The following is a 13,781-nucleotide window of genomic DNA, read 5'->3' on the forward strand; positions in this document are numbered from 1 at the left end:
ACCCCTTTTCGTTTGCCCGTCGCGAAGCGGCCGCCGGCTACCGCGCCTGCAGCCCCTCGGTCTGCATGCGCAGGCGCACGATGTTGCGCAGCGCCATGGTCACGGTCATCGGCCCCACCCGCGGGATGAAGACCGAGGCCTTCTCCACCACGTCGTCGGCGAAGTTCTTGATCGTGGAGAAGTTGGCGCAGACCGCCCCCGGCAGGATCTCGTCGGCGCGCACCAGCTCGAATTGCCGCGACGGAACACCGGTGATCACCACGTCGGCCTCCGCCAGCGCGGTGGCCCGGTCGATCCGGATCTCCTCCACGCGGTGGGCATGCTCGGCGCCAGCGGGCACGAAGAGCTGCGGGCCGTCGACGTCGAAGGAGATCACCCGGGCGCCGTCGTTGGCGAGCATCGCCGCCAGCGGCCTGCCCACCACCTCGCTCCGGTTGAAGACCACCGCCTTCTTCCCCTCGAGGGGCCGGGGGCCGCCGCTGCCCACGCCGGTGGCCTCCACCAGCTTCACCACCGCGAGCGGCGTGCACGGCACGATCGCCTTCTTGGTCTTCGCCTCGTCGACGAAGCGGCGGTTCTCGTAGAGCGCCCGGGCCCAATGCGGGTGGAGCCCCTCGATGTCCTTCATCGGGTCGACGGAGTCGCGGAGGTAGTTGTCCTGGTCGGTGCCGAAGACCGGGTAGTAGACGATGATCCCGTCCACCTGCGGGTCGGCGTTGGCGGCGCGGATCGCCGCCTCCACCTCCATCCGCGGGAGCATGCGCAGATCGAAGCCGACGCCCACCGCCTCGCAGGCCTTGCGGGTGTACTCCGCATAGGTCCGGGAAGGCCCCTCCTCGGCGCTCAGGATGCCGACGAGGAGCGGCGGCCGGGAGAGCCGCGCGATGTCGGCGCGGATCTCGTTGCGGTAGGTTTCTGCCAGAACGCTGGGATCGATGAGGGTGGCGGCCATGCGGCGCTCCTTACAGGGGAGCGGCGCCGGGCTCAAGCCCCGCACTGCGAAGCGGAAGCTCCGATTGGGATCACGGCCGCTCGATCCGCCCATCCGCGTGGCGGGCGAAGCGCCCCTCCTCCCGCGGGTGGACCGGATCCTCGCGGTCCCAGGGCCAGCCGCCGAAGCGGGTGCGCTGGTAGTCGAGGAAGGCCTGCTGGAGCTCGGCGCGGGTGTTCATCACGAAGGGACCGTGCTGCGCCACCGGCTCGCCGATGGGCCTTCCCTGGAGCAGGAGCAGCTCGCAGGCGCCGTCCCCGGCCTGCAGCTCGATCGGCGCGTCCGGCTGGACCACCATCGCCACGTGGCCGTCGAGCGCGCGGTCGGCGGCGGTCAGCGACGGCCCGGCGAAGAAGTAGAGCGTGCGCACCACGCCGGTGTCGGCTGCCGCCGGCAGGGTCCAGCGGGCCCGGGGCTCGAGGCGGATGTTCCAGATCGCAACCTGCGACCCGGCCTGCGAGGCCCAGGAGTGCGGCGGTGGCGAAGGCGGCCTGTTCCCCTCGAGCTCGCCCGCCACCACCGTCACCTCGGTGCGCCGCCCCGCCTCGTCGGTATGCAGAACCCTCGGGAGCTTCTCGTTCCAGAGCATGGAGAAATGGGCGGGCGCGAGCTTGTTCGCAGCGGGGAGGTTGACCCAGATCTGGAAGAGCTCGAGGGGATTGGGCGCGTCCCGCCGCAGGAGCGGGAACATCTCCGAGTGGACCACGCCGCCGCCGGCGGTGAGCCACTGCACGTCGCCACCGCCGAAGCGGGCCGCAGCCCCCAGCGAGTCGCTGTGGTCGATCAGGCCGCGGCGCACGATCGTCACCGTCTCGAAGCCGCGGTGCGGGTGGCCGGGAAAGCCGGGGATCGTCTGGCCGTGGTACATGCGCCAGCCGTCCCTGGGCTCGAAGTCCTGGCCGATCTGCCGCCCCGCCAGCGACGCGTCGGGCCCCATCTGCTCGTTGCCCGCGGGGTAGGCGTCGTCGTGGTGGACGCAGAAGAGGAAGGGGTCGACGGTGGGCCACTGGAAGCCCAGCGGGGCGGTCTCGAGAATGGGGCTGCTCATGATGCTCCCAGCGTAATCCCCGCGGCGGCGGCGCGCCGCATCTTCAGCGCACCTCGACCAGCGTCATCATCCCTGCGTCGTGGTGCTCCATCACGTGGCAGTGGAGGACCCAGCGCCCCTCCTCCTCGGGCACGAGGGCGACGTCGACCACGTCGCGCGGGCGGAGGAGCACGGTGTCGCGCCAGTGGCCCTCCGCCGCCGGCCTGCCGTTGCGGGCCACCACCCGGAAGAACTGGCCGTGGAGGTGGATCGGGTGGAGCCGCCCGCTGCGGTTCACGAAGCGGAGCTTCGTCCACTCGCCCTCGTGGAGCGTCGCCGCCGGCTCGTGGGCCCCGTGGTCCTCCCCGTGGAGCATGGCCCTGCCGCCGATCCGCCAGACGATCCCGTCGGGCCCCCCGCGAGCGGCGTCGAGATCGAAGACGTGATCGGGCGCCAGGTCGACGGCGCTCGCCCAGACCGGCGCCGCAGCGACGCGATGCTGCGGCCAGGGCTCCTCCTGCGCGGCGCCCACCACGTCGAGGGCGGCCAGTCCCACCGCCCGCCGCGGGAAGCGATCCTCGATGCGCAGCTGCCGGCCCGCATCCTCCGCCCGCGGCCGCAGCTCGATGTCGATCCGGTTGCCCGGCGCCAGCTCCAGCCTGCCAGCTGGCAGGGGCGCGTCCACCGGGACGCCGTCGAAGGCGACGACCCGCGCGTCGAAGCCGGTGAAGTCCGGCGCGAAGACGCGGCCGTTCGCCGCGTTGATCAGCCGCAGGCGCGTCACCTCGCCGGCGCGCAGCTCGAACGACGGGAGCACCCTGCCGTTCACGGTGGTGACCTGCCCCCAGCGTCCGTCGTGGGCGAGGTCGTGCCTGGTGACGAAGCGCTCGTCGATCTGTCCCGAGGCGGCGAGCCGCCAATCGTCGAGGATCCAGACGAGCTCCCGCGGTGGCGGAGCGTCGGCAGGCTCGACCACGAGGGCGCCGTGGAGCCCGCGCTCCACCTGCTCGCTGCCGCGCAGGTGGGGGTGGTACCAGAACGTGCCAGCGTCCCGGAGCACGAACTCGTAGACGAAGGACGCCCCCGGCTCCACCGCGGGCTGGGTCACCCCGGGGACGCCGTCCATCCCGTTGGGCAACCGGATCCCGTGCCAGTGGATGGTGGTGGGAACGGGCAGCTGGTTGCGCAGGCGCACGCGGAGGGTGTCGCCCACCCGGGCGCGCAGCGTGGGCCCGGGCACCTGGCCGTCGTAGGCCCAGACCTCGAGCGACCTGCCGTCGAGGAGCGGCAGGGTCGCCGGCGCAGCGACCAGCTCCACCTCGTGGACCACGCCCGTCGCCGCCGCCCGGGGAAGGGTCGCCCCGGGCTCGGCGGCGAGTGCCGCACGGACGGGATCGGGGCGCAGCTCCACCGCTGCAGCGATCAGCCAGCCGGCGAAGGCTCCCGCCGCCAACGCTACCGCGACGAGGATCCAGTTCGTTCGTGCCCTCATTCCCATGGTCTCCGTCCACAGCCGGCGCACGGCGGTGCACGGGGGGACGGAGGGCGGACGCGCGGCGACGGGAACGCTTACACCGCGAGGGCCCCGCGCCGTCAGCGGCCCTCTTCCTTCACGCGCAGCTGCCGCTGGAAGACGAGGAGGCCCACCGGGCAAACCGCGGCCATTGCCGCGACCATGAGCCAGAGCATCGAGGGATCGCGCGCGCCGGTCTCGGGCACGAAGGCGGCGAGGAGCCTGCCCGAGAGCATGCCGACGCCGAACTTCGCCACGAAGTAGGGCAGGAGCGAGAGGGCCATGTACGAAGCCTCCTGCCCCTTCGGCGCGATCGCGGCGGTGTATTCGTAGAGGCGCGGCGACCAGAAGGCCTCACCCACCGAAGTGAGCACGGCAAAGAGCGCGATCGAGACGTACCAGGGGTTCACCGGCCCGGCGACGCCCAGCCATCTGTGGGCGATGAGGTCGCCTAGCCAGCCGTCGGCCAGCCCCTGGTAGTGCGAAGGATCGATCACGAGGAAGCCCACCGCCAGGGTGCAGATCGCGGTGCCGACCAGCACCATGGTGTAGGACGAGATCCTGCCGGTGAGGGCGCCGACCAGCGGCACCAGCAGCACGATCAGCACCGGGTTGAGCACGCCCCAGAGCTGTCCGATCGGCGCACCCTCGCCGAGCTCGCGGATGGCGAACTTCGGGAAGGTGGCGTGCATGTGGTAGAAGACCAGCCGCACGCCGACCACCAGCGCGAGGAAGCCGAGGAAGCGGTAGAACGTCTTCTCCTTCCAGACGCCGGCAAAGGTGCTCACCGTCTTGCGCGCGGTCTCCGTGACGGTGCCGAGGACCGAGCCCTGCGGGGCGGCCTCGCCCTTCTCGCGGATCAGGAGCCAGGTGATGATCAGGCCGGGAACCGTCGCCACGAAGGCGACGAGGAAGAGCACCCGGTAGGTCGACATCTCCATGCCGAGCATGTGGGCGGTGCCGTACTCCCCCATCGACCTGCGGACCGCGTCGAAGACCCAGCCCGAGATGGCGAAGCCGACGTTCATCAGCGCGTAGTAGATCGAGAATGCCATCGAGCGCTGTGCAGGGCTCGAGTAGGCCTTCACCGCAGCGGTCATCACCGGGACCATCAGGGCGATGCCCGCTGCGCCGGGGAAGAGGCCGAAGGTGAGCGCGATCCACGGCTCGCTCGTCCCCGCCATCACCGCCCGGGTGACCACGCAGATCAGGAAGCCGAGGATGAAGGACTTCTTGATCCCGATGGTGTCGGTGAGCGAGCCGACGAGCAGCGTCACCAGGGAGATGCCCGTCGACCACCAGGCGTAGACGTCGCCGGCCCCAGCGTCGGTGAAGCCGAGATCGGCGGAGAGCCAGAGGATGACCGTGCCGGTCATCAGGCCGTAGGCGACGATCTCGAGGAGCTTGGCGGCGTAGATCACCCAGAGCTCTCTGGGCGCCCCGCGGAGCACGAGGAATCTGTCGACGAGGGAGGGTTCTGCGGCTACGGGCGCCGACGGCTGGACTGCGCTGGGAGAGGCCATGGCGCGACACTCTCCGCGCTCTTGGCCCGCCCCGCAAGGGGGGTCTGCCCCCCCTACTTCATCTCGGCGAAGAGGGTGCAGAGCGAGGCCTCGCTGGCCTCGCCGGTGAAGGGAACTTCGCGGCGGAGATCGTCCTCGATGGTGCCGAGGTCGAAACGCCAGGCAGCATCCGGCGGGATCTCGCAGACCGCATTGCCCTCGCGATCGAGCCAGATCGCCGCCTGGTAGGAGCCGCCGTCGGCAGCGGCCCCCTCGAAGACCAGCGTGAAGGCGCCGTCGCGCACCGTGGAGCGGGCCCAGCCGTCGACGAGGCCATCGGCACCGATCACCGCCGCCTCGACGGCTGCGTCCTCGAAGGCCGCGTAGCCGCTGCCCACGAGACGGACGTCGTGGCCGAGGCCACGCAGGAGCTCGCAGGGGGCGCTGCCCACGTCCGCAGGCGTCGCCTCCACCAGCTGGAGCAGGCCATCCGGCTCCGGAATTCTGCCGTAACCGCCCGCGTCGGCCGCGGTGCAGGTCCAATCGCCGTCGAGGTCGACCATCCAGGCGATTCCGATCTCGCTGTCCGGGGCCATCTCCTCGACGTAATCGCCGAAGTCGCCGACCCGGAGCCGGAAGCGCCCGTCCTCGACGGTGCGGGTGACGAAGCCGCCGACGGTGAGGAAGGTGGTGTCGACCCATACCGGCGCGGCGATCACCGACTTGCCCTCCCAGGCCTCGAGGCCCCCGCCCTCGAGCACGATCTCGCTGGGGGCCTCGGTCCAGTAGGCACAATCGTCCGGCCGCTGCGGCGCATCGCCCCGCACCACCACCTCGTGGTTGCGGGTCGGCTCGCCGATCCCGATCCGCCAGGCGCGGTCGACGTCCTGCGTGCAGGCACCATCGCCGTCGGCATCCGCCAGGACCACCACGTCGAAGGGAATGCCCCAGCTCGGCAGGCCACCGACGAAGCGCACGTCGAAGGCGCCGTTCTCGACCTCGACCTCGCGGGCGAAATCGACCCAGCGCTCCCCCTCGATCGACTCGGCGACGAGGACGCGGACGCTGCGCCCCTCGAGCGCCTCGAAGGCGACGCCGCGCACGACGAGGTCGTAGGCCATGTCGCAGGCCAGGCCGTGCTGGCAGGCGAGGCGCGCGCCCTCGCAGGCGACCTCCTCGAGGCAGGCGACGCATTCGTCGAGGAGCGCCTGCTGCGGCTGCGCGCGCAGGCACGAGGCGTTGCACGCCTCTTCCTGGTCCGGCTCGTAGTCGCCGGTGCAGGCGACGCGGACCGAGCAGGCCCGGTCGCAGAGCTCCACCAGCTCCGGCGAGGGTCCGACGGCGCCGCCGCTCCCGCCGGTGCCGGAGATGCCGCCGGCACCTCCGCCAGGGAGCGCCCCCGGCTCGTCGTCGCTGCAGCCGGTGGCGGCGATCGAGGCAGCGAGGATGGCCATCGCCGCCAGGCGGAAAATCGTGCGGTGCTTCATCTCGCCTCCAAAGCGACCGCCGACCATGCACGAAGGCACGTGGCCGTGACAAGGGGTGCTTCGTCGCATCCTCCCCTCGCCTGCAGCCCTCGCTAGGCTGACGCCCTTTTCCATCGGTTCGCATTTCACCAGCGGCGCGGCGCGCCGCGCATCGGGGGGATCCGTGCGCAGAGTGAAATTCCTGGGATTGGCGGTGCTGCTCCTTGCCGCATGCGGCGAACAGGGCGAGCAGCTCGCGCCAGGGGGGAGCGGCGGCAGCGGCGGCGCCGGAGGCAGCGGCGGCGGCGCCCTCTGTGGCAACGGCGTCGTCGAAGCGGGCGAGAGCTGCGACGACGGCAACGACGTCGACGGCGACGCCTGCACCTCGGGCTGCGAGGTCGCCCGCTGCGGCGACGGCTTCGTCCACGAGGGCGCGGAGGCCTGCGACGACGGCAACGACGTCGATACCGACGGCTGCACCAGCACCTGCGCCCTGCCGGCCTGCGGCGACGGCCACGTGCAGGGCGACGAGGCCTGCGACCACGGCGTCGCCAACAGCGACACCGCAGCGGACGCCTGCCGGAGCGACTGCACGGCGGCGCGCTGCGGCGACGGCGTCCGCGACACGGGTGAGGCCTGCGACGACGCGAACGAAGACGAGGACGACGAATGCACCAGCCTCTGCCAGCCGCCGCGCTGCGGTGACGGTTTCCTCCAGGGAGACGAGGCCTGCGATGACGGCGAGGCGAACAGCGACCAGGCGCCCGATGCCTGCAGGACCGATTGCGCCACCCCCGCCTGCGGCGACGGCGTCGCCGACAGCGGCGAGGCGTGCGACGACGGCAACGACGACGAGACCGACGGCTGCACCACCCTCTGCGCCGCCCCGCGCTGCGGCGACGGCATCCTCCACGAGGGCGAGGCCTGCGACGACGGCGCCGGCAACAGCAACAGCCGCGCGGACGCCTGCAGGCTGAACTGCACCGCGCCGTCCTGCGGCGACGGCGTCGCCGACAGCGGCGAGGCCTGCGACGACGGCAACGACGACGACTCCGATCTCTGCCTGCGGAGCTGCACGCTGGCCCGCTGCGGCGACGGCATCCTCCGCTCCACCGAGGAATGCGACGACGGCAACAACCTCGACGGCGACACCTGCGACAGCGCCTGCCTGCTCACCTTCTGCGGCAACGGCAGCGTCGACACGCCGCTGCAGGGCACGGTGACGGTGGTGACGCCCGTGGTCACCAACCCGAACGGTGCCACCGGCCACGTCTGCCACGACGGCGCCTCCTGCTCCGGTCCCTGCAACCTCTACGTCGATCGGGATCCGCAGGCGCCCGAGCACGGCATCTGCCAGGCCCTCGGCCACCGGCGCGCCGTCTCGGTGGTCTGGGGCAGCGGCGTCGGCGCCGACGACGAGGTGATGCCGCAGGCCGCCAACTGGTCCTGCGACGGGTACGCGTGCGAGGCGAGCGACGACGCGGACACCACCGACGATTGCGACGCCGGCGAGATGCTCGACACGATCGTCTGCGAGCGGATGCCCTTCGTCGAGGCCTGCGACGACGCCAACACCGATCCCTACGACGCCTGCACTCCCGGCTGCACCGCCACCTATTGCGGCGACGGCGTGGTGCACAACGGCGTGGAGACCTGCGACGACGGCAACACGGTGGGCGGCGACGGCTGCAGCGCCACCTGCATGCGTGAGGGTCGATCCCTGCCCGCCCCCGGGCAGCGGCTCACGCTCACCGGCTCCCTCGATGCGAACGACGCGGTCTGGGAGCGCCCCTACGAGGATTGCAGCCGGAGCTGGATCACCGGCATGCACTACGAGCTGCACGAGTTCACCAACGACACCGCCGCCGAGCTCCTCCTCATCTTCACCGCCGAGTGGGCTCCGGGGACGGATGGCTACCTGCACATCGTCGATCCGCCCTTCAATCCCGTGCCGCCGATCTACAACTGCCTTGCGGGCGACGACGACTACGGGGCGAGCGGCAGCCAGATCTTCGCCTACACGGTGCCGGCGGGCAGCTCGATCACGGTGGTCGCCAGCGACGGCGCCCCCGGTGGACAGATCGGCGCCTACACCTTGCGGATCTTCGCCATCGGCGCGCTGGAGATGGACGGAAACGAGGCGGCTGCGGAAGCGATGCCCATCGCCCTCGACGAGATCGTCACCGGCATGATCCTCAACGGCGACAAGGACTACTTCGCCTTCCAGGCCACCGCCGGCGCCACCTACTCGATCGAGACCTGGTCCGGCGCGCCGGAGAGCTGCGCCGTCGGCAACGGCAGCTCGGCGGACACCCGGATCCGGCTCTACGACACCGACGGCGTGACGGAGCTGGCCACCGACGACAATGGCGGCCTCGCGAGCGCTTGCTCGCTGCTCACCTGGACGGCGCCGAGCACGGGCACCTACTACTTCCGGACCCAGTACACCGACGACAGCGACGTGTGGGAATCGATCATCCCCTACTTCGTCGAGGTCCGCTCGCCCTGATCCGAAGACCAGGGCGCCGCCGCCCGAGGCGGCGCCCCCCACCAACCGAGGAGATCGACGTGCATTGGAAGAAGGCAGGATGGGCCCTCGCGCTCGTGGCGAGCTGGGCCTGCGGCGGCGGCGACGCGGACGATACGAAGCAGCAGCCGGGCGGGACCGGCGGCACGGGCGGCGCCGGCAACGGCGCGTGTTTCCCCGGCTTCGAAGGCTCCTACAGCTGCACCCGCAGCGATTGGACCTTCGAGGCGACGGCGGACGGCGAGCCGTTCGAGGCCGAGTGGACCACCCTGCTCTTCCTCGAGGACTTTCTCGTCGCCGGGAGTGTCCATACCGACAAGGACCACGGCTTTGCCATCAGCCTCAGCTTCCCGGCGGATGCCGGCCCCGAGCTCCACTGCGACCGCGCCGGCGAGGTGGAGATGGAGGTCTCCGTCTTCGATCCCGAGGACGGATGGCACGCGAGCTCGCGCCTCGACGGCGGGAGCTGCACCATCCGCCTCACCGAGGACGGCGCGTGGCTCGAGGGCCGCTTCGAGGGGACGGCGGTCGCCTACGAAGGCGAGGCGACCTGGACCATCTCGGAGGGCTTCTTCCGGGTGGAGCGGCAGACCGTCGACTAACGCGCGGCCGGGCGCAGCTTCGCCACGAAGTGGCGCAGGGGCCCGGCGCCCTCGACGATCTCGTAGGCCGGCAGGGCTGCCGCGTTCTTCGCGATCCGACCGAGGGCGTCTGCCACGTAGTCGAGGTGGGCGCTCTCGTAGACGCGGCGGGGCAGCGCGAGGCGCACCAGCTCCTTGCCGCCCTCGCGCGCACTCGCCCCACCGCCGAACATCAGCGTGCCGATCTCGCAGGCACGCACGCCGGCGATGCGGAAGAGCTCCACCGCCACCGCCTGCCCCGGGAGCTGCGCAGGGGCGAGGTGCGGGGCGAGGGCCGCCGCGTCGACGAAGACCGCGTGGCCGCCCGGCGGGCCGATCACCGGCACGCCCGCAGCGGTGAGCCGCTGGTGGAGGTGGCGGGACTGCGCGAGGCGGTGGGCGAGGTAGGCGGGCTCGAGGGCCTCCTCGAGGCCCGCGGCGATCGCCTCGAGATCCCTGCCGGCGAGGCCGCCGTAGGTGAGGAAGCCTTCGGTGGCGATGAGGTTCTCGCCGAGCTGCGCAGCGAGCGCTTGGTCGCGGACCGCGAGGAAGCCGCCGATGTGGGCGATGCCGTCCTTCTTGCAGCTCATCAGCGCGCCGTCCGCGCAGTCGAAGATCGCGCGGGCGACGGTGCGGGGCTGCGCGTCGTGGAGCTGCGGATCCCGCTCGATTACCAGCGCCGCGTTCTCGGCGAAGCGGGCGGCGTCGATGTAGACCGGCACGCCGTAGCGCTGGCAGATCGCCCGGGCCGCTTTGGCGTTCTCCGGGTGCAGCGGCTGCCCGCCACCAGCGTTGTTGGTGACGGTGAGGACAACGAGGGGCACGCGGCCCCGGTTGGCGGCGAGGACCTGCTCGAGGCGGCCGAGGTCGATGTCGCCCTTGAAGGGCGCGTCCGAGCGTGGATCGGCGGCGGAGGGATGGGGCAGATCGATCACCGAGGCGCCGCGTCGCTCGATGTTGGCCCGGGTGGTGTCGAAGGCGGTGTTCGAGGGGACGACGTCGCCCGCCTTCACGATCGCCTCGAAGAGGATCCGCTCCGCAGCGCGCCCCTGGTGCACCGGGAAGACCTCGTCCATGCCGGTGATCGAGCGGACCGTGTCCCGGAACCGGTTCCAGCTCGGCGAGCAGGCGTAGGCCTCGTCCCCCTGCACCGCCCGTCCCCACTGCACCGCGCTCATCGCGCCGGTGCCGGAGTCGGTGAGCAGATCGATCGAGACCCGATCCGCAGGCAGGCGGAAGAGGTTGTAGCCCGCCTCGACGAGCAGCGCCTCGCGCTGCGCGCGGGTGGTGACGGGGATCGGCTCTACGACCTTGGCCTTGAAGGGAGGAAAGGGAACGTGCACGCGCAACTCCACGTGCGGCGACGCGCGTCGCCACCGCACAGCAGGCCCAGGCCTCGCTTCACGCCCGGGGAGGCATCCGCAGGCAACTAGGCCCATGGCAAACGTGCGCAAGCGTGGCGGGTGATTCGCCGGCCCGGCAGACGCTCGTCCTGCCGCGCCGGCGGCTGCCTGCACTTCACGAAGCGTGCCCGCCCGGAGGAGGCACGAGCGCTCCATCCCGAGACGACGTGTCCCGCGCCGAAACGGCGCCCCGCGTTGGAGCGCTCGATGGCGGAGCGCTACTGCACCGACTCCCAGGCGCCGAGTTCCGCCTCGAGCCGCGCCACGAGACCATGGGCGTCGGTGCATTCCTCCAGCGCCCGCTCCGGGATCCGGGTGACGCTGCTGCCGGAGTAGAAGAGACCCTCCTCCACGTCACCGAGAACGGCTGCGCGCAGGAGCGCGTCGGTAATGCAGAAGCTCTCCTTGAAATCGCTCTCCCTGCAGATGCAGAGGTCGCGGGCGAGGCAATCGATGCAGCTCTTCCGCCTGCCCCGGTAGCCCTCGCGCCCGTAGAACCAGGCCTTCGTCTTCGGCGGAAAGGCCTTTCCTTCCGCCAGCGCCTCGGTGAAGGGATTGCGGATCGCCCGCGCCTTCATCCCCTTCACCGTGCTGGTGATCACCACCACGTCCTCCTCGGTCTTGCCGAGGTGCATGCGCTTGAAGTTCGGGTGGGCGTCGCCGTCGGTGCAGGCGAGGAAACGCGTCGCCAGCTGCACGCCGTCCGCCCCGATGCGCAGGAGCGGCCCGATCTCGCTGCCCACGATGCCGCCTGCGGCGATCACCGGCAGGGAGGTGGCGGCCCGGACCTCCGCCACCAGCGCGGCGAGGGGATGATCGATGTCGCCGATGTGGCCGCCGGCCTCGCTCCCCTCGGCGACGAGGAAGGACGCGCCCCAGCGCTCGTAGGTGGCGGCGAGGCGCCCCGAGGAGACGATGCCGACGAAGGGCGTCTGCGCGTCGCGGCACCAGCGGATCACCTCGCGCGAGATGCCGGCGCCCTGCACGAGGAAGCTGATCCCCTCGGCGAGGGCCGCTTTGGCGAGGGTCTCGAAATCGTCGCGGTTGAGGGCTGCCATCAGATTGACCCCGACGTAGCCGTGCGGCGCCTCGCTGCGGGCGCGGCGGATCTCGCCGACGAGCCCCTCCACCGTCTTGCCCACGGCGGAGATGGTCCCGACCGGGACGAAGCGACCGCTCGGCGCGGCGGCCACCTTGCCGGCGAGGCCGTCGGAGGCGTGGAGCCCCATCGCGCCCTGCACCAGCAGCACCTTGCCCGCAGCGCGCAAGGCGGCGATCGCCTCGGTGGTGAGCTTCGGCGCCGGCGGCAGGTCGACCGCAGGTGCCGGCGAGGTGCGGACGGCGGGATGGCTGGGCTGGGCGGACGGCGGAAGGTGCATGGCGCTCTCTCCGTGGGGGGATGGGGAGCTCCACTGTCCGCCCGTCCCATCACCGCAGCGTCACGAAACGCGGAAGTAGTTTTCCTGCTGCGATGCAACGCGGTTCGTGTGCACGGTGCGGCTGCGCACGCTCCGTGCATGACCGTCCGTCGACCGTCCAGCTTCGGCTGCCTCGCAGCCCAGGGAAGAGTGCTCCATGTTCGATCGACCGCTCTGGCACGCAGGATTCCGCCCCTTCTTCCTCCTCGCCTTCGCCAGCGGCGCGCTGCTTCCCGTGATCTGGGCCCTCGTCTTCGCCGGCGCGATCGCCCTTCCGGCGACCGGCGTGCCGGCGCTCGCCTGGCATGCACACGAGATGTTCTACGGATTCGGCTGGGCGGTGCTGGGTGGCTTCCTCCTCACCGCGACCAAGAATTGGGTGAAGATCCGGGGGATCCACGGCGCCGCCCTCGCCCTCGCCGCTGCGCTCTGGCTGCTGGAGCGGGCCGCCGTCTTCCTCCCCCCGGATCCACTCCGCCTCGTGCTGCTCAACCTCTTCCCGGTCTACGTCGTCGGCTACGTGGTCACCACGCTGGTGCGCTACCGCAGGCACGACACCTTCTTCCCCGACAACCTCTTCTTCATCGTCGCCCTGCCGCTCTTCCTGGTGGCCAAGAACCTGCTGATCTCGCCTGCAGGCTGGACGGTGGGCGTGGCGATGACGGTGGGGCTCTTCCGCCTGCCCTTCGCGGTGATGTTCGAGCGGACGATGACCCAGTTCATGCGCAACGCGATGGGCGTCGACCTGCCCCGCACCCCGTGGCTCGACCGCGCGATCAAGGTGCTGCTGCTGGTGGCGATCTTCGAGGCGCTGCTCCCGACGACGATCGCCGGGATCGTCCTCGCCCTCGCGGCGCTGCTCCTCTTCGCCAGGCTCCTCACCTGGAAGCCGCTGGTGGGCCTGCGCCGCTTCGAGATCGCGATCATGTACGTGGGCTATTTCGGCCTGGTGCTCCACCTGGTGCTGGCGGCGCTGCGCACCACGGGGCTCTTCACCGGCGTGGGCACGCTCTCGCTCCACACCTTCACGCTGCTCACCATGGGCGTCGTGATCCCCGGCATGCTGATCCGGATCAGCCAGGGACACACCGGCCGCAAGCTGCTCTTCACCCGCTCCGACCGCTTCGCGATCGGAGCGATGGGCGTGGCCGCCTTCTTCCGCCTCGTGGCCACGCAGCTCTGGCCCGCCCGCTACACCGACTGGGTGAGCCTGGCGGCGCTCGGGTGGAGCGCCTGCTTCGTGCTCGTCGGCATCCGCCTCGCGCCCTTCCTCTGGAAGGCGCGCGTCGACGGCAAGCTGCACTGACGCCGGCG

At 71.3% G+C, this 13,781-nt stretch carries 10 protein-coding genes; 3 read left to right on the forward strand and 7 right to left on the reverse strand.

What is annotated here, in order from left to right:
• Positions 1-37: 37 nt before the first annotated feature.
• From ACESMR_RS04195 to ACESMR_RS04215, 5 genes are all read right to left on the reverse strand, one after another.
• Positions 38-952, reverse strand: coding sequence for a bifunctional methylenetetrahydrofolate dehydrogenase/methenyltetrahydrofolate cyclohydrolase (locus ACESMR_RS04195; RefSeq protein ID WP_373045334.1), 915 nt, complete (start codon positions 950-952; stop codon positions 38-40).
• Between the two features lie 70 nt (positions 953-1,022).
• Complete coding sequence (locus ACESMR_RS04200; protein WP_373045336.1) at positions 1,023-2,039, reverse strand: pirin family protein; 1,017 nt, start codon at positions 2,037-2,039, stop codon at positions 1,023-1,025.
• Between the two features lie 43 nt (positions 2,040-2,082).
• Positions 2,083-3,510, reverse strand: coding sequence for a multicopper oxidase family protein (locus ACESMR_RS04205; RefSeq protein WP_373045338.1), 1,428 nt, complete (start codon positions 3,508-3,510; stop codon positions 2,083-2,085).
• A 101-nt stretch (positions 3,511-3,611) separates the two neighbouring features.
• Positions 3,612-4,952 (reverse strand): MFS transporter, encoded by a 1,341-nt coding sequence (locus ACESMR_RS04210; RefSeq protein WP_373045339.1) that lies wholly within the window; start codon positions 4,950-4,952, stop codon positions 3,612-3,614.
• Between the two features lie 155 nt (positions 4,953-5,107).
• Complete coding sequence (locus ACESMR_RS04215) at positions 5,108-6,520, reverse strand: hypothetical protein (RefSeq protein ID WP_373045341.1); 1,413 nt, start codon at positions 6,518-6,520, stop codon at positions 5,108-5,110.
• A 163-nt stretch (positions 6,521-6,683) separates the two neighbouring features.
• On the opposite strand from ACESMR_RS04215, the gene ACESMR_RS04220 reads away from it, so the two are divergent.
• Positions 6,684-9,008, forward strand: a complete 2,325-nt coding sequence (locus ACESMR_RS04220) for a DUF4215 domain-containing protein (protein WP_373045343.1) — start codon at positions 6,684-6,686, stop codon at positions 9,006-9,008.
• Between the two features lie 59 nt (positions 9,009-9,067).
• Positions 9,068-9,628 (forward strand): hypothetical protein, encoded by a 561-nt coding sequence (locus ACESMR_RS04225; RefSeq protein WP_373045345.1) that lies wholly within the window; start codon positions 9,068-9,070, stop codon positions 9,626-9,628.
• Here ACESMR_RS04225 and ACESMR_RS04230 read toward each other — a convergent pair.
• Positions 9,625-10,989, reverse strand: a complete 1,365-nt coding sequence (locus ACESMR_RS04230) for a tryptophanase (protein ID WP_373045347.1) — start codon at positions 10,987-10,989, stop codon at positions 9,625-9,627. The two genes, ACESMR_RS04225 and ACESMR_RS04230, sit on opposite strands and share 4 nt — an antisense overlap.
• A gap of 278 nt (positions 10,990-11,267) precedes the next feature.
• Entirely contained in the window at positions 11,268-12,428 is a 1,161-nt protein-coding gene (locus ACESMR_RS04235; protein WP_373045349.1) for an NAD(P)H-dependent flavin oxidoreductase, read from the reverse strand.
• A gap of 196 nt (positions 12,429-12,624) precedes the next feature.
• Between ACESMR_RS04235 and ACESMR_RS04240 the strand changes: the two genes are divergently transcribed.
• Complete coding sequence (locus tag ACESMR_RS04240; protein ID WP_373045352.1) at positions 12,625-13,773, forward strand: NnrS family protein; 1,149 nt, start codon at positions 12,625-12,627, stop codon at positions 13,771-13,773.
• The last annotated feature ends 8 nt before the right edge of the window (positions 13,774-13,781 follow it).

Origin of the sequence: Vulgatibacter sp. (assembly GCF_041687135.1) — a bacterium.
In the GTDB taxonomy this organism is placed as follows: Bacteria; Myxococcota; Myxococcia; order Myxococcales; family Vulgatibacteraceae; genus JAWLCN01.

Excerpts from the sequence above, each read along its gene's own strand:
- ACESMR_RS04200 (WP_373045336.1), bottom strand. The coding sequence starts at position 2,039 with ATGAGCAGCCCCATTCTCGAGACCGCCCCGCTGGGCTTCCAGTGGCCC.
- ACESMR_RS04215 (WP_373045341.1), bottom strand. The coding sequence starts at position 6,520 with ATGAAGCACCGCACGATTTTCCGCCTGGCGGCGATGGCCATCCTCGCT.
- ACESMR_RS04235 (WP_373045349.1), bottom strand. The coding sequence starts at position 12,428 with ATGCACCTTCCGCCGTCCGCCCAGCCCAGCCATCCCGCCGTCCGCACC.
- ACESMR_RS04205 (WP_373045338.1), bottom strand. The coding sequence starts at position 3,510 with ATGAGGGCACGAACGAACTGGATCCTCGTCGCGGTAGCGTTGGCGGCG.
- ACESMR_RS04195 (WP_373045334.1), bottom strand. The coding sequence starts at position 952 with ATGGCCGCCACCCTCATCGATCCCAGCGTTCTGGCAGAAACCTACCGC.
- ACESMR_RS04240 (WP_373045352.1), top strand. The coding sequence starts at position 12,625 with ATGTTCGATCGACCGCTCTGGCACGCAGGATTCCGCCCCTTCTTCCTC.